The sequence below is a fragment of the Acinetobacter sp. 228 genome (genome assembly GCF_048147885.1).
In genome coordinates, this window is sequence record NZ_JAYWYV010000001.1 from 189,469 (window position 1) to 206,992 (window position 17,524).

The following is a 17,524-nucleotide window of genomic DNA, read 5'->3' on the forward strand; positions in this document are numbered from 1 at the left end:
TGAGTGCAAATTTCAGAGTTTTGGGGAACAGGCAGTATGGATAATGAATGCATGGTAAGGTTGGCCGAGCAGTGGAAACAGATCTGTCAAAATTATTCATCAGATAATTTATTGCATGCCTTTCAGTTTATTCAAGACCATTCCCTGATTCTGGTTGAAGAGTTCTATAAAAACATGCTTATCGAAAAGGAATCTGCAGAATTCTTTTCCGATGACCTGATTCAGAAGCGCTTGCGTGACACCTTGAATGCCTGGTTACTTGAAAGCTTTAGTGTAGGAATTAATAAACGTTATGCTGATGCCGTACAGAAACAGGCATTGGTGGGGCATGTGCATGCACGTGTCGGGATTCCATCCTGGTTGATCATGCGTGGTGTACGTGAAATTGAACGTAAAATGTTTGAACTGCTGGATGAGAATCCTGACCAGGGTGTGTTGACCACCTGCAGTTATATTATCCAAATTATGGGCTTTGCCACAGAAATAATGTGCCGATCCTATGAAGCCAAAACAGCCCTGAACCAGGAAATCAAACACAGCTATCGTGTTTTTTCAGCAATGCAGGATGTGGCCGTACAAAAAGATAAACAGCGCAGCTCGCTGCTGGACTGGGAAAATGAACTCATGTTCAAGGTCTTTTCCGAGCATGAGAAATTCAATCATCCGATGCTATCCAAGTCGGAGTTCGGTTTATGGTTTGTCCATAAAGCCTCTTATGCTTTTACCGGTTCTGATCAGGTCGATTTAATCATTGAGCGGATTTATCAAGTTGATGAACTCAATCAAGATATTATGAACTGTACGGATAAGAATAATATGCTGGGGTTGATCCAGAAAATCCGGAATCTGAATCGTGAAATTCAGCTACTGGTAGATCAGTTATTTCAGGTAGCCGAGTATATTGAATCAGGCAATGACTCCTTGACTCAATTACTGAATCGTCGTTATTTGAATACAATTATTTCACGTGAAATCACTTTTTCTCGCAAGAATCATACCTCCTTGTCTTTGCTTGCGATTGATGCCGACTATTTCAAAAGTATCAATGACAAATTCGGGCATGCTGCAGGTGACCTAGCCTTGAAGTTTCTGGCCGAAGGCTTGCAAAAATACAGTCAGGGCAGTGATTATGTTTTCCGGATCGGCGGTGAAGAATTTTTGCTGTTACTGGTGGATACTGATGAAAAACGTGCCCTGAATATTGCAGAAAGTATTCGTAAATATATTGAAAATGGCATGATTAATTCGGTACAAGGCCATCAATTTAAATTTACTGTCAGTATTGGGTGTGCCCTCTATGATGGACATCCGGATTATCAGCGCTTCCTGAACGCGGCAGATTCTGCCTTGTAATATGGCGAAGAATAACGGGCGTAACAGAGTCTATATGGCTCATCAGTCCGTAAACCCGGCCGTACAGCCACTTTCAGTCTAAATTATACGCATTTATTCAGTTAGAAACCGCTGCTCTATAAATTCCTGAAATTTCTGTTTTTGCTCAAGATATGCCGGATGGGTTTTGGCTTCATCCCATTTCTGTTTAAAAATTTCGGCAGCAGCGGCTTTAACCGGATCTTCCTGATAGCGTGGCAGCTCTGAACGGCCATGTGCGCCACTCAAGCCTTTTTTATCTTCTGGAACCGGACCAACGTATTTTTTGCCACCTTTATGGTTGGCATAACGACGCGCACGGGTAAAACCCATCTGTAAAAACTTGCGTGCCATGTCTGCCCCGATAAAATCTTCTTGTTTCAAATATTCTAGGAAAAGCTGGTAGATCTTGTCACTGCTGGCTTGGGCTTTGTCTGCATCGGCAAAGCGCCAGTGCGGCAGGATTTCCGATTTGTAAGGTTCAACCAGTAACACGCCTTGTTCACCACGGCCAATCCGGTACAGTTCTGGTCGTTTGCGGAAATTAATTTTTTTAAAGTCCAGGCTATAGTCAAAACTGTTTGAATAAATACGTGAAGTGCGTTTAAGAGGATCGGGCTGCTTCTTGCTCATGGTAACTTCCAGTATTTGCATACCTGAATCATGCAATCATCTAACAGCAAAATCTGTATTTAAACATGACAGAAAATGTAGTTTAGCAATCCGCAATAGAGGATATGAAACGACTGATTTTCATTTTTTATTTATAAAAGTAAAAGAAAGATTCAGATCATATGCTGAGAAAGTTTTTAGCTAAACAAGCGTTATGCAAAGAATTTCAAAAATGAGAAAGGCCTAAAGAATATTAAAACAGTTAAGAAATTTATTACGAAACTCCTTAACTGTTGAGGAAAATAAAGTGCGAAAAAGCCTTTTAACATTCCACTACTACATAATACTTTTTAATAGCTTCAACCACTTCAAAAGTGCCGATAAAACCAGGAGGAATATACCGGCTTCACCTGCCTTAATTTCAACAAATGACTGTTTTTGAGTGTCATGTAAACGTACGATGCCTTCAATGACCTGAAAAAATTCCTGTTTATTCTCGGTAAATACAATATTCCAGGCACCAATTTCACATTGCCAGATGCCGCAGTCCATATGAGGATGCTGATAGGCACTCTGAGTCAGACGTTTAGGATTGGCTTTGACCAGACGATCTGGTCGTGGATAATCGACACTTTCCTTAGCCTGACTTAAACCCTGACCCGCAATCCAGATAGATGACATTGGTAGCCTCGTTGTGATAAAAAAGCCCCAATATCAATTGAGGCTTCCATTTATGAATTTATTAGAAATTTTCTGGAACTGCACTTAAAAATTCACGACGTGTTTCTTTATCGGTTTTAAAATCCCCAATAAACGATACCGTACGAGTAGTTGATTCCTGCTTGCCTACACCACGCATCATCATACACATATGTGCAGAATCAATCATGACTGCAACACCGCGTGCTTTGGTGACTTCAGCCACTGCTTCTGCAATTTGCTGGGTCAGATTTTCTTGGATTTGCAAGCGGCGCGCAAACATTTCCGTAATGCGGGCAAATTTGGATAAACCTAAAACATGGCCTTCCGGTAAATAGGCGATATGCACGCGGCCATAAAATGGCAGTAAGTGATGTTCACAGAGCGAATAAAATTCGATGTTTTTGACCAGTACCATTTCACGGTTATCAGAAGGGAAGACCGCCTTGTTGGTTACCTCCTCAAGTGTCTGGCTATAACCCGATGTTAAATATGAAAATGCTTTCGCAGCGCGCACTGGCGTATCTTTGAGACCAGGGCGATTGAGATCTTCGCCAACGGCAGTAAGAATGTTTGCGTAGGATTGCTGCATAGTCATATGACGTATTCACTTAAACTGAGAATGAACAAGGACGGCATTGTAGCAGAAAACTTTTACAATGCCTTGTTTTGGAGCTAAAACCGTTTATTGTTTGAACTTTGGATTCTTTTCCGCACGTTTCAGCAGAACCAGTACCGCACCAGTACCGCCCTGTTTTTCAGGGGCACTGACAAAGGCCAAAACGTCACGATGCTGACGCAGCCAGCCGTTGACATAGGTTTTTAAAATCGCTTCTGGGCCTTTGCCATGTACGATCTTAATCACGTTTTGATTTTCATCTTTGGCGATCTGGATAATCTGCAGCACTGCTTGTCGCGCTTCTTCTACGGTACAGCCATGCAGATCCACAGCTTCAAACCAGCGCAAGTTACCGGCTTTTAAGTCTTCAAAAACTTTATGTTGCAAGGTGGCAATACGATAGCTCAAGTTGGCCTGACTGCCGACCGGATTCAGCATGGCTTGAGTATCTGAAAGAACGGTTTCATCGGTGTGCATTGGCCCTTCGGCAGCGGCACGCTTTGCCAGAATTTGTGCATCCGGCTTTTTCTTGGCAGATTTTTCAATTTTGGCAGTATTGCCGGCATCGATTTTTTGTACGCCTTGCATTTGTTTACGAAACAGGTCGAGGTCTTCAGCCTGTTCTTGCTCCGCTGTTTTCACGACAGGGGCAACAGGTTCAGCCTTAGGCTGACTAATTTGCTTTTTTAAATCTTTCAGTAAGTTGTACTGATCTTTAGAAAGCGAAGAATCATGTTTGCTCATAATCTGAAAATAGGGGGGAGAAACGGAATTTAATAGAATTATAGTCTTAAATGGCTGAAAGGAGAAATGAAATGCGTTTATAACCACATAACATAAAAATTGGACTTTAAAATAGCGGCACATTTTTACAATCAAAAACCGAATCCGCTGTAAATAAAAGATGTTTCGTGATTTTTCTGGTTTGATCACTTAAAGAGTTGCTTCTATGGAATATCTCTTTTTAAATATAAGATCATATAATCGCGAAAATAAAAAATGAATTATTCAGGCAGCTGTTTATGCGGCAATGTAAAATTTAGGGTTAATACAGACATTCATAGCATGTATCACTGTCATTGCAGTTTGTGTCGGAAACAGAGTGGCACGGCCGCCAATGCAGCCACTTTAATCAATCAGCAATATTTTGAATGGACGTCAGTCACGTCTTCAATATCCTGTTATCAAAAAGAGACTGGCTTTCGCTCCCATTTTTGTCAGCGCTGCGGCTCACCCGTTCCCAATCAAGTGGGCACAACTGCATTGATATGGATTCCTTTAGGGTTGTTAGATAATGCACCAAAGATTCAGCAAAAATTAAGTTTTTGCCTGAGCTCTAAAATTACTTGGGCAGACGAAATCAAGGTGAATCAAAGCTATACTGAACTGCCGGAGTTTGAAGAACTGCTATCTTATTTTGATCAGTAAAATGAAGTTTTCAGATATAGAAATGCATAAGTCCGATATATACTCTTAATAAAAAGGAAATGAGGATATGTGGCATCTTCAATATTTTTATAACTTGAGTATTGTCGGATTATTTTCGCTCATTTTATTCGATATCCAGTCAGTAAAATTATTCAGTCCAACATTGATTATTTTTATGTTCGCTGCAATGTTTGCAGGATTATATTTTAAGACCAAGGCTCAAAGTGCAGGGGCTCGTTTCGAGGCAGTACTTTGTCAATCTTCGCCTGTTTTATTTCCACTCTCTTTAGTTCTGCTTAAAACAATTGCAATGTAATTTGAGTTTATCTGCTGTGAAACTTTGCTGAATAAAATTAAAAAGCCCAATTCTGAGATTGGGCTTTTTTAATGCTTAGGTGAGCATTTACATTTTAAACCGCTTCAGGCTCACCAAACAGATCGCGGAAAGCATGATCCGGACGTGGCTGTTTCATGAAGCTTTCGCCGACCAAGAAGGCGTGAATATCATTTTCCTGCATCATGGCCACATCGGCAGGAGTTGCAATACCGCTTTCAGTCACTAGCAGGCGTGAAGGGTCCAGTAATTTTTTCAAACGTAATGATGTATTTAAATCGACATCAAAGGTTTTTAAATTACGGTTATTCACGCCGAGCAGACAACGATCAGAAAGCTTTAAAGCACGTGATAGTTCTTCTTCATCGTGAACTTCAACCAGTACATCCAGATGATGTTCAAATGCAGTTTTAGACATTTCTTCTAACTGCTGGTCAGACAGGCAAGCCACAATCAGCAAGATACAGTCTGCATGCAGGGCACGTGCTTCGATGACCCCATAAGGGTCGATCAGAAAGTCTTTGCGCAGTGCAGGCAGGTCACAATGTGAACGGGCAATCTGAATATTGTCATCATGACCCTGGAAAAAGTCTACATCGGTCAGCACCGATAAACAGGCTGCGCCTGCATCCTGATACTGTGCCGCAATTTCCGCAGGGTTGAAGTTCTCGCGAATAATCCCTTTGGATGGCGAAGCTTTTTTAATTTCAGCAATCACACCAAGACGTTTCGACATTAAAGACTGTGCAAAACCACGTACAGGTGATGCACCCTGAGCCAGTTCCTCCAGATCTTTATAGCTTTTCTGCTTTAAACGTAGGGCAAATTCTTCTTTTTTACGGTCAACAATCTTGCCTAAAATTGTGTTTGCGATATCCACCATGATCAAAATTCCTGACCGAATTAAGCTTCGTAATGTTTAATGGTTTTGGTAAATTCAGACAGCACACTCATTTTTTCAAGTGCCTGACCGCCGTAAATAATGTCATGTGCCAGCGCAACACCTTGCTTATAGCTGCTGGTTAAACCGGAGACATAAATACCCGCGCCGGCATTCAGCGCGATCATGTTGGCGGCTTTATCACCGATGTCTGATTTTTTCTTGCCCAGTGCATCTTTGATTAAAGCCAGACTTTGCGCAGAATCTTCCACAATCAGTCCGGTCAGAGTTTGCGATTCAATATCGACCGATTCAGGCGTGATTTCCCATTCCGTGACTTCGCCATTTTTCAGTTCAGCGACATGAGTTGAAGAGGCAATACTGATTTCATCCAGACCATCACGTGAATGTACTACCATCACATGTTCAGCACCGAGCTGTTTCATGACTTCGGCAATAGGGCGGCAGAGTTCATTGGAAAATACCCCAATGACTAAACGATTTACTCCGGCCGGATTCGTAAGCGGGCCAAGTAAGTTGAAAATGCTGCGAATCCCTAATTCTTTGCGTGGGCCGATTGCATATTTCATCGCTTGATGATGATTGGGTGCAAACAGGAAACCGACACCGACATCACGGATACAGCGCTCGGTCTGCTGCATATTCAGGTCCAGATTAATCCCGGCCTGTTCCAGTAAATCTGACGAACCTGATTTGGTCGAAACGCCGCGGTTACCATGTTTGGCAATGGTTGCGCCCGCTGCTGCAATTACAAATGCGGAAGCAGTAGAGACATTAAACAGGTTCTGGCCATCACCGCCTGTGCCGACGATATCGACCAGATAGGGAATGTCACTGACATCAATTTTGGTGGCAAGTTCACGCATGACACGTGCAGCTGCGGTAATCTCATCAATGCTTTCGCCTTTAAGGCGTAAGCCCATCAGCAGGGCACCAATCTGGGCATCGGTTGCTTCACCTGACATAATGGCACGCATCACGTCTTGCATTTGATCCTGAGTCAGGTGAATGTTTTTAGTAATATTACTTAAAGCTTGTTGAATATTCATAAGGTGTTCTTAGGCATAAATTTCGAGAAAGTTTTTAAAGATTTGATGACCATGCTGGCTCAGAATCGATTCAGGATGGAACTGCACGCCTTCGACCGGCAATGTCTTATGTTTCACACCCATAATTTCTTCCATAGAGCCATCCGCTTCATTGGTCCAGCAGGTGACTTCCAGACATTCAGGCAAGGTAGCTTGATCAATCACCAGTGAATGATAGCGCGTTGCAGGAAATGGAGAAGGAAGATTGCTGAAAATCCCGGTATTACTGTGGTACATATCAGACAGACGGCCATGCATCACACGTTTGGCACGCACGATATCGCCGCCAAATGCCTGACCAATACTCTGGTGACCAAGACAAACGCCCAGTAAGGGAATTTTACCAGCAAAATGCTGAATTGCAGGAATAGAAATTCCTGCTTCACTTGGCGAGCACGGTCCAGGACCAATCACTAAATACTTGGGTTGCCATCGCTCTATATCTTCCAATGTCACGGCATCATTACGGACTACTTTTACTTCTTGATTCAGTTCGCCAAAATATTGGACGATGTTATAAGTAAAGGAGTCATAGTTGTCGATCATTAAAAGCATGAGCTTAACCTATTGAAATTAATGCACTTAACTGTGCTAAAGTTGTCCCGATCGTACTTTAATTCGCGCTTATTGCAAGCACTTGGGTAACACAACTAAATCATTGATTTCATTGTGTGAAAATAAAGCACGCTTCATCATAGCAAAAAATAGCCATATTCGGCGCAACAATTTCATCAAATTTGATGGCTTAAGAAGCCGATCTAAACAGAATGGAAATTATTGAATCATTATTTTAAGTAATAGACTTACCATTAGAAAGTTATAAGTATGATTAGTTTTAGAGTAGAACTTAAAAATTAAAAAGAAAGTTAAAAAAAGATTAAAATTTTTTGGTGAAAAAAACATCACTTGAATCAGACCGCGTGATATAAAATTTTATTTCAAAAGTATAGTTAAAGAAAATGCCTCAAAATAATCAGGTGATCCTAAGTCAATCCGGAAGTTTTCTTTACTGATATCTCATAAAAAATGCTTAATTCTTAGCTAAAACTAAATAAAAACTAAACAAAAGTTGAAAAAAGCAGCATATCCACTATAAAAAATTATGTTTCTAATACATTTTTATTCACCACTGCACTATTTAGGTGCGCTAAAAAATAAAGCTGAAATAAAATAAATGAAGAATGCTTGAATATAGTGCATTTAGTTTTGCAGCTAGTATAATAGCCGCAAAGTATTTTTATTAATTCATGAATTCTTATAAAGAATTCAAGATTTTATCTATACTTTTAAAAGTTGGTATGGTAATTGCTTAATAACTATCAACTGCTAACACGCACTTCACGGGTGCAACAAAAACATCGGAGCAAAATGAGCATGGCGAACAAGGTCCTTCAACTCATACAAGAAAGTGGCGCAAAATGGGTCGATTTTCGCTTTACTGATACCAAGGGTAAAGAGCAACACGTTACTTATCCAGCAGACAGTATTGATGAAGATACATTTGAAGACGGCAAAATGTTTGACGGTTCTTCAATTGCAGGTTGGAAAGGCATCGAAGCATCGGACATGATTTTACGTCCGGACGCGGAAACTGGTTTTATCGACCCGTTCTTTGCAGAGCCAACAGTTGTTGTAACTTGTGACGTAATCGAGCCATCTACTGGTCAAGGTTATGATCGTGATCCACGTTCGATTGCGCGCCGTGCAGAAGAATATTTGAAATCTACTGGTATCGGTGATACAGCATTCTTTGGCCCAGAACCAGAATTCTTCGTATTTGACGAAGTAAAATGGGAAATCGACATGTCTGGCGCGCGCCATACATTGATCGCTGAAGAAGCTGCATGGTCAACCAACAAAGACTATGAAGGCGGCAACTCTGGTCACCGTCCACGCGTAAAAGGCGGTTACTTCCCAGTTCCTCCTGTAGATTCTTCACATGACATGCGTGCTGATATGTGTGCGCGTATCGAAGACATTATGGGGCCAGGTCGTGTAGAAGTGCATCACCACGAAGTTGCTTCTTGCCAGTTAGAAATTGGTGTGAGCTTCAATACCATGGTGCGTAAAGCAGATGAAGTTCAACAGTTCAAATATGCAGTTTGGAACGTTGCGCATCAATATGCAAAAACTGCAACCTTTATGCCTAAACCAATGGTGGGTGATAACGGTTCTGGTATGCACGTGCATATGTCGATCTCTAAAGACGGCAAAAACCTGTTTGCTGGTGATGAATATGCAGGCCTTTCAGAAATGGCGTTGTACTTCATCGGTGGTGTAATTAAACATGCCCGTTCTTTGAATGCGATCACTAACCCTTCTACAAACTCGTACAAGCGTTTAGTACCGCACTTCGAAGCACCGATTATGCTTGCTTACTCAGCACGTAACCGTTCTGCGTCTATCCGTATTCCTTATGTGTCTAGCCCGAAAGGCAAGCGTATTGAAGCACGTTTCCCAGATCCAATGATGAACCCGTACTTAGGTTTCGCAGCATTGCTAATGGCGGGTATCGACGGTATTCAAAACAAGATTCACCCAGGTGAGGCTGCTGACAAGAACTTGTACGATCTTCCACCGGAAGAAGAAGCAAAAATCCCTACAGTGGCGCACAGCCTGGATATGGCTCTTGATGCGCTTAAAGCGGACCAAGATTACCTGCTTAAAGGTGGTGTGTTCACCAAAGAAATGCTTGACGCATACATCGAGCTTAAAACTGAAGAAGTTCGTCGTCTGAACACGACTACTCATCCAGTTGAATTTGAAATGTACTACAGCTTGTAATTCTTTCCGAATTAAAGCGAAGAAAACCCGCGCATGTCGCGGGTTTTTTTGTATCATCTATTTATAATTTTAAATGATTGATAGGCTTAAATGGCACAGCGTAAAAAGCACACCAGCTTTTATCCATGGATTGATCCAAAAGATCATGACAAAGGTTTTAAGTTGAACTTCTCCGAAGTAACTTATCTTGAAGTGGGGCGGACACCTGAAGGGTACAAGCAGGCTCAATTTATGGGGCTGAAAAATCCAGAAATGGCGCTAGATTATGCTTATCCCGATTCATTTTATTTGAGTGCTGAAGGTTTTATTTTAATTAAGACTCCGCAAGGTAAATATGAAATCATTGCAAAAACAGATAACTGTTAACAATGAATAGTCGTTCTAGAAAACAAAATCCGCGTGTGTTGCTGTCAGCTCTGCCGGCTGAGTTAAAACCGTGGCTGTATGCATCAGGTTCACTCACGCAACAACTAACCGATTTGGCTCAGGGACAGTTTCATGTCGAGCCAATTCAAGAGCATTTTCAGCGTTTAAGCTTTGCCAATGCCAAATGGATGCAGATGTCACCTCAGCATACTTCCTGGGTGCGTGAAAGTTATCTCTATGGTTCGGAACAATCTCCTTGGGTGAAAGCCAAAAGTATTTTTCCAATTTTAAGCCTGCAAAAAAAAGCCCGAATTTTTCAGCATATTGGCACCAAACCTATTGGCTGGTTTCTGTTTCAACGTACCAATCCACTCTGCCAGCGTCGGGTGGTACTTTTAGATGAAGGCTGGACCCGTCAGAGCTGCTATACTTGGCACGGCTGTAAATTTATTGTACAAGAAACATTTTTACCGGCATTTGAACACTTTATACAAAATTCACAGGCTTGATTTTTATGGCAACCGCACAAGCAATCACCTGGCGTGAGCGTCTTAGCGCCTATTATTATCTTTGTCGTTTTGATAAACCGATTGGCACTGAACTGGTCTTTTGGCCCACCATGTGGGCGCTGTGGATTGCTGCTCAGGGCATGCCACGCATTGAAATTTTAATTCCCATGATTTTGGGGGTGATTTTTATGCGGGCAGCAGGTTGTGCCATTAATGATTTTGCTGACCGTAAAGTCGATGCACATGTAGAGCGTACTAAAAACCGTCCGTTAGCGACCGGAGTTATCAGTGCCAAAGAAGCCGTGATGGTATTTCTGGTTTTGGTGGCTGCCAGTGCCTGCCTGCTTCTTTTCCTGCCGATTGAAACCTTTTACTGGTCATTCGGGGCTTTGTTTTTAGCGTTTATTTATCCTTTTATGAAGCGCTATACCCATTTACCTCAAGTCTTTTTGGGTGCAGCATTTTCCTGGTCGATTCCGATGGCCTATACTGCAGTCGGGCAAACGCCTGATTTAACCTGCTGGCTTCTATATTTTGGTAATCTGGCCTGGACCGTAGCCTATGATACCCAATATGCAATTGCAGATCGTGAGTATGATTTGAAAATTGGGGTAAAATCGACAGCGATCTTATTTGGGCGGCACGATATTCAGATCATTAGTGCATTGCAGGTGAGCAGTATTTTATTGATAGGTGCTGCATTATGGCTGGAAAATTTACTGCTTCCATTTGGTCTGGCTGCACTAATGGTTGTTGCTCTTGATTTTATTTACCAATGGTTTAAAACTCGAGATAAAAATCCACAGCTGTGTTTCTGGGCGTTTAGGCATAACCGCTGGATTGGCTTCATAATCTTTGCTGGAATTTTTCTGGCTCTTTGGTACTAACCGTCTATCGGCTAATAACAAAAGCGTCCTATAAGGATGCTTTTTTTTATGCTTAATTTTGAGTGATCTCGATAAAAAGAGATAGGGAATAACAATAAAAGGATAGAAATATGCAGAACAGTTATAAGAAATTGATGTTGGGTGTACTGTGTTCTTCGGTACTGTTTTTATCTGCGTGTGGCGATGATGATAACGATAATTTTGTAGGATTTAATCCTGTTCGAACTTATACGGTTGATGAGCAGGTGAAAGCGGTTGTCGGGCGTCATGATATCTTTACTTATCGAATGGAAGGTGTACAGAATCGAGAGATTCGTGCTACTACACTGGTATTTACCCCTAAAGGTACTCCACCTATAGGTGGCTGGCCGATTGTGGTTTGGGCCCATGGTACTACAGGTGGAGCAGATAAGTGTGCACCTTCACGCCTTGCCTTGGATGGACCTGAAAAGGCCTTGGTTATGGGGCTGGTACAACGAGGTTATGCGGTGATTGCCCCAGATTATGAGGGTCTGGGCAATGATAATGAGCCACATCCTTATCTGCATCTGGAAAGTGCTGCCAATTCAATATTATCAGCGATTAGTGAAGCTCAAAAACAGTATGGTGGACTACTGGCCAAAGATTGGGGGGTGATCGGGTGGTCACAGGGCGGACATGCAGCTTTAGCAGCCGCAGAGTTTTATAAGGCTTTACCAAATAATACTTATCGTGGTGCAGTTGCGATTGCCCCAGCTTCCTATCTTAATGATACCTTGGAACAAGGGCTTTTATTTGCTCAAGGTCTGGCTGCTGATGGTAATATAGCTCAAGCAGTTCCAATTGCGGCGACTTTGTATACGTATGCCGCCATCGTCAGTTCAGGAATTAAGGCGGAAAAAACCAGCTTTAATTACAATCAGGCCTTTGTTAATGCCAAGGTAGATCTGGCTAGACAGGCTGAAAGTTTATGTTCCCCTGAGCTTGCACAGCGTTTTGGTGCAGATATTCAAACGGCATTACAAAGTGATGTGAATTTCTCGCAATATCAGGCATTACGGGAAAACTTCCTGAGCGACCCTGATATTATGGATTATCTGATGGATAATCAACCTGCACAAACCCGACTAGACCGTCCAGTTTATATTTTTCAAGGTACAGCAGATACCACAGTACCTTATACCATTACCCAGATCTTATATGATGGTATGCTTGCAGACGGAACTGAAGTAGAGTTAATTCCGATCCTGAATGCCACGCACGCTACAGTGGTCACTGAAAATATTCCCGCACTGCTCAATACGGTAGAAGCCGTTATGAATACGCCGGTGTCATAATTAAATAAGAGTGATAAATCCATGCTGGCTTGAAGTCAGCGTGGATTTAAATACTGTTCGGCCTTGAGCTATGACGTTATTTTGTTATATTGGGCAGTGTAATTAAATGACGAAATTAAAGCAGGTTTGTTATGTCTGAGCAGCCACAGCCCCGCAGTGTCAAAAAGCTATTGATCTTCGGTACGCTTGCACTTTGTATTCCGGTATTTTTAATTAGTATGGCATTTCTTGCGGTAAATAGTGATGCTAAAAATCAGGAAAAATACAAGCAGCAGCAGGCAGATATGATTGCACGTATTGAAGCACGAAAGGCTGCGGAAAAGCTCAAAGCAGAGCAGGATGCTTTAGCAAATTCAACTCAAGCTGCATCTGAAAGTACAGTAACTGTTCCTTAATTTATCTTATATCCCTTTGTAGCTGTCTAATACTCGGAATCTGGGTATATCGAATCACGGTATATCCTGCTGCAATCAGCATTGCATCACGTTCAGCATCTTCTTGTTCTTTGCCAATATGACTCGGATCATCTAATTCAATAATCGCCACCACATTATATTCGCGATCAAGTACCACGAAGTCTGTGACTTTACGATTGAACTGATTGCGCATTTTGATCTGGTCATGCGTGATCAAGGCGCTAAACGCAACTTGGGCCAGAATATGATGATGAGGAAAGGCATCTTTTAGACGAGTAAACATCCTGCTTTCAAAAGCAGTAATCACACGTTTTGGATAGAATTTCTTTTGACGGGTAAACAGATGTGGGAAGAGTAGACAAACTAATGCAAAGGTTGCCAGGCAACCAATCACAAAAAATATAAACTGACTCAAATCAAACATAGATCACAGATAGAGAAAATAAAAAAACCCACTTCGCAATGAGTGGGTTTTTAGAATTCTGGCTCTCCCACCTGGGCTCGAACCAGGGACCTGCGGATTAACAGTCCGTCGCTCTACCGACTGAGCTATGGGAGAATAGATTGGCTCTCCAACCTGGGCTCGAACCAGGGACCTGCGGATTAACAGTCCGTCGCTCTACCGACTGAGCTATTGGAGAATCTGACAGCGATTATAGAGAGATTTGAAAAGGGGTCAAGGCACTTTTAGAAAAAAGCAGCATAAATTGAATCAAGTGTTTTAAAAATAGTCGAAAAGGTTTGTAGTTCAAACTGTTATGTTTATGTAAACCGGTCCTAACCACAAAATCGTGATCAGCCTTAATTTTGATAAGTGAGCTGGATCATAAGAAATCAGGTAGCTGACCGCGTATCTAAATCAATATGATCTCGATTTTAAAAACACAGGTATAAAAAAACCCACTTCGCAATGAGTGGGTTTTTAGAATTCTGGCTCTCCCACCTGGGCTCGAACCAGGGACCTGCGGATTAACAGTCCGTCGCTCTACCGACTGAGCTATGGGAGAATAGATTGGCTCTCCAACCTGGGCTCGAACCAGGGACCTGCGGATTAACAGTCCGTCGCTCTACCGACTGAGCTATTGGAGAATCTGATCGGCATTTTAGGGAGGAATCGGCAGGTCGTCAATCAATTAATGTAAAGAAATGAATTGTTTGCTTTATAAATATTCATTTAGAGCCTAAAAATAAAAAAATCACCCAAAATGGGTGATTTTTTTAGCAAAGAAATAAAGAATTATTTCTCAACACCTGCAGGCTGGCCTGCATATTTCGCATTTGCATAATCCCAGTTCACCAGGCTTTCCAGGAAAGTAGAGATGTACTTAGGACGAGCATTGCGGTAGTCGATGTAGTAAGCGTGTTCCCAAACGTCAATCGTCAATACTGCGATTTTACCATGCGCCATTGGCGTATCAGCATTTGAAGTTTTCATGATTGAAAGCTGGCCGTTTACTTCGTCAGCCACTAACCAAGCCCAACCTGAACCAAATTGAGTAGTTGCAGCAGCAGCAAATTCTTCAGCAAATTTTTCGTAAGAACCAAAAGCTTCGTCAATTTTTGCAGCCAAAGTACCAGTTGCTTTACCGCCACCGTTTTTAGCCATACAGTTCCAGTAGAACGTGTGGTTCCAAACTTGAGCCGCGTTATTGAACACACCTGCTTTAGAAGCATCACCAGCAGTTGCTGTAATAATTTCTTCTAGAGTTTTGCCTTCAAGCTCAGTACCAGCGATCAGGTTATTCAGGTTAACCACATAAGTGTTGTGGTGTTTGTCATGATGGTATTCTAAAGTTTCTTTGCTGATGTGTGGAGCAAGATCTTCGTAGCCGTAAGGTAATGCTGGTAAAGTAATGGTTGTCATGTTCTCAATTCCTTGCATTTTGCTGGGTTTTAACAATAAGTGGCGTTATTGTAATAGATAATCGGGCCGAAATGGGCATCGTGTATAAATAACAATACAGAATAAAGCCTGAAAATATATGAATAAAGCCACTGATCATAACCGTCAGTCGAATTAAATCGGATTGTTTAATTCAAAATAATCATACTCAATATTAAACTGTTCTGAAATAGCCTTGGCCAGGCGTTGCACACCGTATTTTTCAGTCGCATGATGGCCACAGGCATAATAGTGCACATTCAATTCCTGAGCTTCATAAAAGGTCCGTTCAGACACTTCGCCCGAAATATAGGCATCACAGTCTTGTAGGGCCGCTTTTTGAATATAATCCTGCGCGCCACCTGTACAGAAACCAACTTTTTGAATCAAGGATTTTTCTGCAGGCAAATGTAGTGCGTCAAAGCCGAGTCTTTCTGATACATAGGCTTTGAAGCCTTCTGGAGTCAAGGACTGTTTTAAATAGCCAATATTGCCAATTGGATGTCGTTCGGTTGGATTGAGCTGTTCCAGATTTTCCAGTTCAAGCAGATCTGCAATCGCGGCATTATTTCCTAAAACAGGGTGACTGTCTAAAGGAAGATGGTATCCAACTAAAGAAATATCATTTTTAATCAGTGTTTTAATGCGTTTTCCACGCATCCCGGTAATTGGGTAAGCTTCACCTTTCCAGAAATATCCATGATGAACCAGCAGCAAGTCTGCACCTTGTTCAATTGCAGCTTCAATGGCACTCTGGGAAGCAGTCACAGCACAGAGGATTTTATTTACCTCAGGTCTGCCTTCAATCTGCAAGCCATTTGGTGCATAGTCCTTAAATTCACGCGTTACCAAGGTCTGGTCACACCAGTGAATAATATCGTTCAAATTCGCCATAAAAGTCCTGTTAGTTTAAAAGCTTGCCCATAGTTAGCTATGGGTCTGATTGTAACTAAAGCTGCACAAATCTCTGTGGATTTTTTTGTGTTTAGTTATGTATTTAGCATTACAATAGAATATAAATTACTTAGTCATCAACGAATTAAAATATTTTAGAGGATAATAACGTGCGCCGCACCTTTACATGGTTACCTTGGGTGTTACTGATTTTAGTCATTATCGGTTTTCTGGGGTGGCAACAACTCCAAAAACCAAAGGCACCAGTTGCGCCAGATGGCGTCAAAATGCCTGCTGAAAAAGTAGAGCCGTTGATTGATATTTCGCGCACAGGAGGCGTTGTCTCCTATAATGCTGCGGTTAAAGTGGCAGCACCGGCTGTGGTGAATATTTTTACCACTCAAAAAGTCAAGCAGCAGGCTCATCCTTTGCTGAGTGATCCGGTATTTCGTGAATTCTTTGGTGATCAGTTACCTGACCAGTATGGACAAAGCCCGAATGAAAACAGCTTGGGTTCTGGGGTGATTGTTCGTCCGGACGGTTATATCCTGACCAATAATCATGTGATCGCGCAGGCCGACCAGATTGTAGTGGCTTTGCAGGATGGCCGTCGTGCTGAAGCCAAGGTCGTCGGGACTGACCCGGATACAGACCTTGCCGTGATCAAGATCGAGCTGGATAAATTACCTGTGCTGCCATTTAAGCTCAGTGGTAACGAAGTCGGGGACGTTGTCCTGGCCATTGGTAACCCATTCGGTGTAGGTCAAACCGTCACTCAAGGAATTATTTCTGCCACAGGCCGTTCTGATCTGGGTATCAATACCTATGAAGATTTTATCCAGACCGATGCCGCCATCAACCCGGGTAACTCGGGTGGTGCACTGATTGATGTCGCCGGTAACTTAATTGGGGTGAATACCGCAATCTTCTCGCAGTCTGGTGGTTCGCTAGGGATCGGTTTTGCCATTCCGGCCAAAATCTGTCAGCAGGTATTGAATGCCATTCTGGAAGATGGCCGTGTCGTTCGTGGCTGGTTGGGGATTAGCTTGTTACCTGCCGAACGCGATGATGTGCTGCAACCTAAAGAAAAAGGTGTCACCGTCGCTGAGGTGCTACCAGATGGACCTGCTGCTAAGGCTGGAATCAAGCGTGGTGATAAAATTATCAAGGTGAATGAGGAAGAGATCAGCTCAGCCTCACATTTGATTAATTTTGTCGCCTTGCAAAAGCCGAACAGTACTATCCAGATTGAAATCGAGCGTGCAGGTAAACCGATGACGCTTGAAGTGGTAGTAACTGAACGTAAGGCACAAAATAGTGCTTCGCAATATATTCCTTTGCCAGGTCAGTAAATTTAAATAAAAAATCCCTCTTGTTGAGGGATTTTTTTTTGGTTATCTTTTTATATTGTAGATTAC

At 42.2% G+C, this 17,524-nt stretch carries 17 protein-coding genes, 4 tRNA genes and 2 pseudogenes; 9 read left to right on the plus strand and 14 right to left on the minus strand.

Annotated elements, in window-relative coordinates; genetic code table 11:
- Positions 1–36 precede the first annotated feature (36 nt).
- Positions 37–1,435 (plus strand): annotated as a pseudogene (locus VXQ92_RS00880) (diguanylate cyclase).
- A gap of 11 nt (positions 1,436–1,446) precedes the next feature.
- Here the strand turns inward: VXQ92_RS00880 and VXQ92_RS00885 are convergent.
- The 4 genes and pseudogenes from VXQ92_RS00885 to VXQ92_RS00900 form a co-directional block, all read right to left on the minus strand.
- A complete protein-coding gene (locus VXQ92_RS00885) occupies positions 1,447–2,004 on the minus strand; it encodes a DUF4385 domain-containing protein (RefSeq protein ID WP_416679935.1) in 558 nt (185 codons plus the stop codon).
- A 301-nt stretch (positions 2,005–2,305) separates the two neighbouring features.
- Positions 2,306–2,664 (minus strand): annotated as a pseudogene (locus VXQ92_RS00890) (cupin domain-containing protein).
- Positions 2,665–2,725: 61 nt separating this feature from the next.
- Positions 2,726–3,274 (minus strand): GTP cyclohydrolase I FolE, encoded by a 549-nt coding sequence (folE, locus tag VXQ92_RS00895; RefSeq protein ID WP_171254931.1) that lies wholly within the window; start codon positions 3,272–3,274, stop codon positions 2,726–2,728.
- 93 nt (positions 3,275–3,367) lie between these two features.
- Positions 3,368–4,045: a Smr/MutS family protein gene (locus VXQ92_RS00900; protein WP_064095537.1), complete on the minus strand. Its 678-nt coding sequence runs from the start codon at positions 4,043–4,045 to the stop codon at positions 3,368–3,370.
- Positions 4,046–4,300: 255 nt separating this feature from the next.
- Between VXQ92_RS00900 and VXQ92_RS00905 the strand changes: the two genes are divergently transcribed.
- A complete protein-coding gene (locus tag VXQ92_RS00905) occupies positions 4,301–4,729 on the plus strand; it encodes a GFA family protein (protein ID WP_064101421.1) in 429 nt (142 codons plus the stop codon).
- Positions 4,730–5,139: 410 nt separating this feature from the next.
- Here the strand turns inward: VXQ92_RS00905 and trpC are convergent, their stop codons facing one another.
- From trpC to VXQ92_RS00920, 3 genes are read right to left on the minus strand one after another with little or no spacing between them, the layout of a single operon-like run.
- On the minus strand, positions 5,140–5,946 hold the full coding sequence (gene trpC, locus VXQ92_RS00910; RefSeq protein WP_064101419.1) for an indole-3-glycerol phosphate synthase TrpC: 807 nt from the start codon (positions 5,944–5,946) through the stop codon (positions 5,140–5,142).
- A gap of 20 nt (positions 5,947–5,966) precedes the next feature.
- On the minus strand, positions 5,967–7,013 hold the full coding sequence (gene trpD, locus VXQ92_RS00915; protein WP_064101418.1) for an anthranilate phosphoribosyltransferase: 1,047 nt from the start codon (positions 7,011–7,013) through the stop codon (positions 5,967–5,969).
- 9 nt (positions 7,014–7,022) lie between these two features.
- Positions 7,023–7,607 (minus strand): anthranilate synthase component II, encoded by a 585-nt coding sequence (locus tag VXQ92_RS00920; RefSeq protein ID WP_071851871.1) that lies wholly within the window; start codon positions 7,605–7,607, stop codon positions 7,023–7,025.
- An 813-nt stretch (positions 7,608–8,420) separates the two neighbouring features.
- Between VXQ92_RS00920 and glnA the strand changes: the two genes are divergently transcribed.
- From glnA to VXQ92_RS00950, 6 genes are all read left to right on the plus strand, one after another.
- Positions 8,421–9,836, plus strand: coding sequence for a type I glutamate--ammonia ligase (glnA, locus tag VXQ92_RS00925; protein ID WP_171254921.1), 1,416 nt, complete (start codon positions 8,421–8,423; stop codon positions 9,834–9,836).
- A gap of 90 nt (positions 9,837–9,926) precedes the next feature.
- Complete coding sequence (locus tag VXQ92_RS00930) at positions 9,927–10,202, plus strand: hypothetical protein (RefSeq protein WP_416679937.1); 276 nt, start codon at positions 9,927–9,929, stop codon at positions 10,200–10,202.
- A 2-nt stretch (positions 10,203–10,204) separates the two neighbouring features.
- Positions 10,205–10,711 (plus strand): chorismate--pyruvate lyase family protein, encoded by a 507-nt coding sequence (locus tag VXQ92_RS00935; protein ID WP_416679938.1) that lies wholly within the window; start codon positions 10,205–10,207, stop codon positions 10,709–10,711.
- A 5-nt stretch (positions 10,712–10,716) separates the two neighbouring features.
- Complete coding sequence (gene ubiA / locus VXQ92_RS00940) at positions 10,717–11,598, plus strand: 4-hydroxybenzoate octaprenyltransferase (RefSeq protein ID WP_416679939.1); 882 nt, start codon at positions 10,717–10,719, stop codon at positions 11,596–11,598.
- 110 nt (positions 11,599–11,708) lie between these two features.
- Positions 11,709–12,914, plus strand: a complete 1,206-nt coding sequence (locus VXQ92_RS00945; protein ID WP_416679940.1) for an alpha/beta hydrolase family protein — start codon at positions 11,709–11,711, stop codon at positions 12,912–12,914.
- Positions 12,915–13,045: 131 nt separating this feature from the next.
- On the plus strand, positions 13,046–13,309 hold the full coding sequence (locus VXQ92_RS00950; RefSeq protein WP_416679942.1) for a hypothetical protein: 264 nt from the start codon (positions 13,046–13,048) through the stop codon (positions 13,307–13,309).
- 1 nt (position 13,310) lies between these two features.
- On the opposite strand, the gene VXQ92_RS00955 is transcribed toward VXQ92_RS00950, so the two are convergent.
- The 7 genes from VXQ92_RS00955 to VXQ92_RS00985 all read right to left on the minus strand — a co-directional run bounded on the left by VXQ92_RS00955 (position 13,311) and on the right by VXQ92_RS00985 (position 16,106).
- A complete protein-coding gene (locus VXQ92_RS00955) occupies positions 13,311–13,754 on the minus strand; it encodes a DUF2726 domain-containing protein (RefSeq protein WP_064101412.1) in 444 nt (147 codons plus the stop codon).
- A gap of 59 nt (positions 13,755–13,813) precedes the next feature.
- Positions 13,814–13,889 (minus strand) — tRNA-Asn (locus VXQ92_RS00960).
- A gap of 6 nt (positions 13,890–13,895) precedes the next feature.
- A tRNA-Asn gene (locus VXQ92_RS00965) sits at positions 13,896–13,971 on the minus strand.
- 290 nt (positions 13,972–14,261) lie between these two features.
- Positions 14,262–14,337, minus strand: a tRNA-Asn gene (locus VXQ92_RS00970).
- A gap of 6 nt (positions 14,338–14,343) precedes the next feature.
- A tRNA-Asn gene (locus tag VXQ92_RS00975) sits at positions 14,344–14,419 on the minus strand.
- A gap of 148 nt (positions 14,420–14,567) precedes the next feature.
- Positions 14,568–15,194, minus strand: a complete 627-nt coding sequence (locus tag VXQ92_RS00980; RefSeq protein WP_416679943.1) for a superoxide dismutase — start codon at positions 15,192–15,194, stop codon at positions 14,568–14,570.
- A gap of 153 nt (positions 15,195–15,347) precedes the next feature.
- Entirely contained in the window at positions 15,348–16,106 is a 759-nt protein-coding gene (locus tag VXQ92_RS00985) for a Nif3-like dinuclear metal center hexameric protein (protein ID WP_416679944.1), read from the minus strand.
- Between the two features lie 170 nt (positions 16,107–16,276).
- Here VXQ92_RS00985 and VXQ92_RS00990 point away from each other — a divergent pair, with 170 nt between their 5' ends.
- The gene (locus VXQ92_RS00990) at positions 16,277–17,458 is read left to right on the plus strand and encodes a S1C family serine protease (RefSeq protein WP_064095522.1); all 1,182 of its coding nucleotides are present in this window, start codon (positions 16,277–16,279) and stop codon (positions 17,456–17,458) included.
- The last annotated feature ends 66 nt before the right edge of the window (positions 17,459–17,524 follow it).

What these genes read in the sequence shown, in the direction of transcription:
- VXQ92_RS00900 (WP_064095537.1), bottom strand. Translation starts at nt 4,045, where the DNA reads ATGAGCAAACATGATTCTTCGCTTTCTAAAGATCAGTACAACTTACTG.
- glnA (WP_171254921.1), top strand. Translation starts at nt 8,421, where the DNA reads ATGAGCATGGCGAACAAGGTCCTTCAACTCATACAAGAAAGTGGCGCA.
- VXQ92_RS00950 (WP_416679942.1), top strand. Translation starts at nt 13,046, where the DNA reads ATGTCTGAGCAGCCACAGCCCCGCAGTGTCAAAAAGCTATTGATCTTC.
- VXQ92_RS00955 (WP_064101412.1), bottom strand. Translation starts at nt 13,754, where the DNA reads ATGTTTGATTTGAGTCAGTTTATATTTTTTGTGATTGGTTGCCTGGCA.
- VXQ92_RS00945 (WP_416679940.1), top strand. Translation starts at nt 11,709, where the DNA reads ATGCAGAACAGTTATAAGAAATTGATGTTGGGTGTACTGTGTTCTTCG.
- VXQ92_RS00905 (WP_064101421.1), top strand. Translation starts at nt 4,301, where the DNA reads ATGAATTATTCAGGCAGCTGTTTATGCGGCAATGTAAAATTTAGGGTT.
- ubiA (WP_416679939.1), top strand. Translation starts at nt 10,717, where the DNA reads ATGGCAACCGCACAAGCAATCACCTGGCGTGAGCGTCTTAGCGCCTAT.
- trpC (WP_064101419.1), bottom strand. Translation starts at nt 5,946, where the DNA reads ATGGTGGATATCGCAAACACAATTTTAGGCAAGATTGTTGACCGTAAA.
- VXQ92_RS00930 (WP_416679937.1), top strand. Translation starts at nt 9,927, where the DNA reads ATGGCACAGCGTAAAAAGCACACCAGCTTTTATCCATGGATTGATCCA.
- VXQ92_RS00920 (WP_071851871.1), bottom strand. Translation starts at nt 7,607, where the DNA reads ATGCTTTTAATGATCGACAACTATGACTCCTTTACTTATAACATCGTC.
- VXQ92_RS00980 (WP_416679943.1), bottom strand. Translation starts at nt 15,194, where the DNA reads ATGACAACCATTACTTTACCAGCATTACCTTACGGCTACGAAGATCTT.
- VXQ92_RS00935 (WP_416679938.1), top strand. Translation starts at nt 10,205, where the DNA reads ATGAATAGTCGTTCTAGAAAACAAAATCCGCGTGTGTTGCTGTCAGCT.
- VXQ92_RS00985 (WP_416679944.1), bottom strand. Translation starts at nt 16,106, where the DNA reads ATGGCGAATTTGAACGATATTATTCACTGGTGTGACCAGACCTTGGTA.
- folE (WP_171254931.1), bottom strand. Translation starts at nt 3,274, where the DNA reads ATGCAGCAATCCTACGCAAACATTCTTACTGCCGTTGGCGAAGATCTC.
- trpD (WP_064101418.1), bottom strand. Translation starts at nt 7,013, where the DNA reads ATGAATATTCAACAAGCTTTAAGTAATATTACTAAAAACATTCACCTG.
- VXQ92_RS00885 (WP_416679935.1), bottom strand. Translation starts at nt 2,004, where the DNA reads ATGAGCAAGAAGCAGCCCGATCCTCTTAAACGCACTTCACGTATTTAT.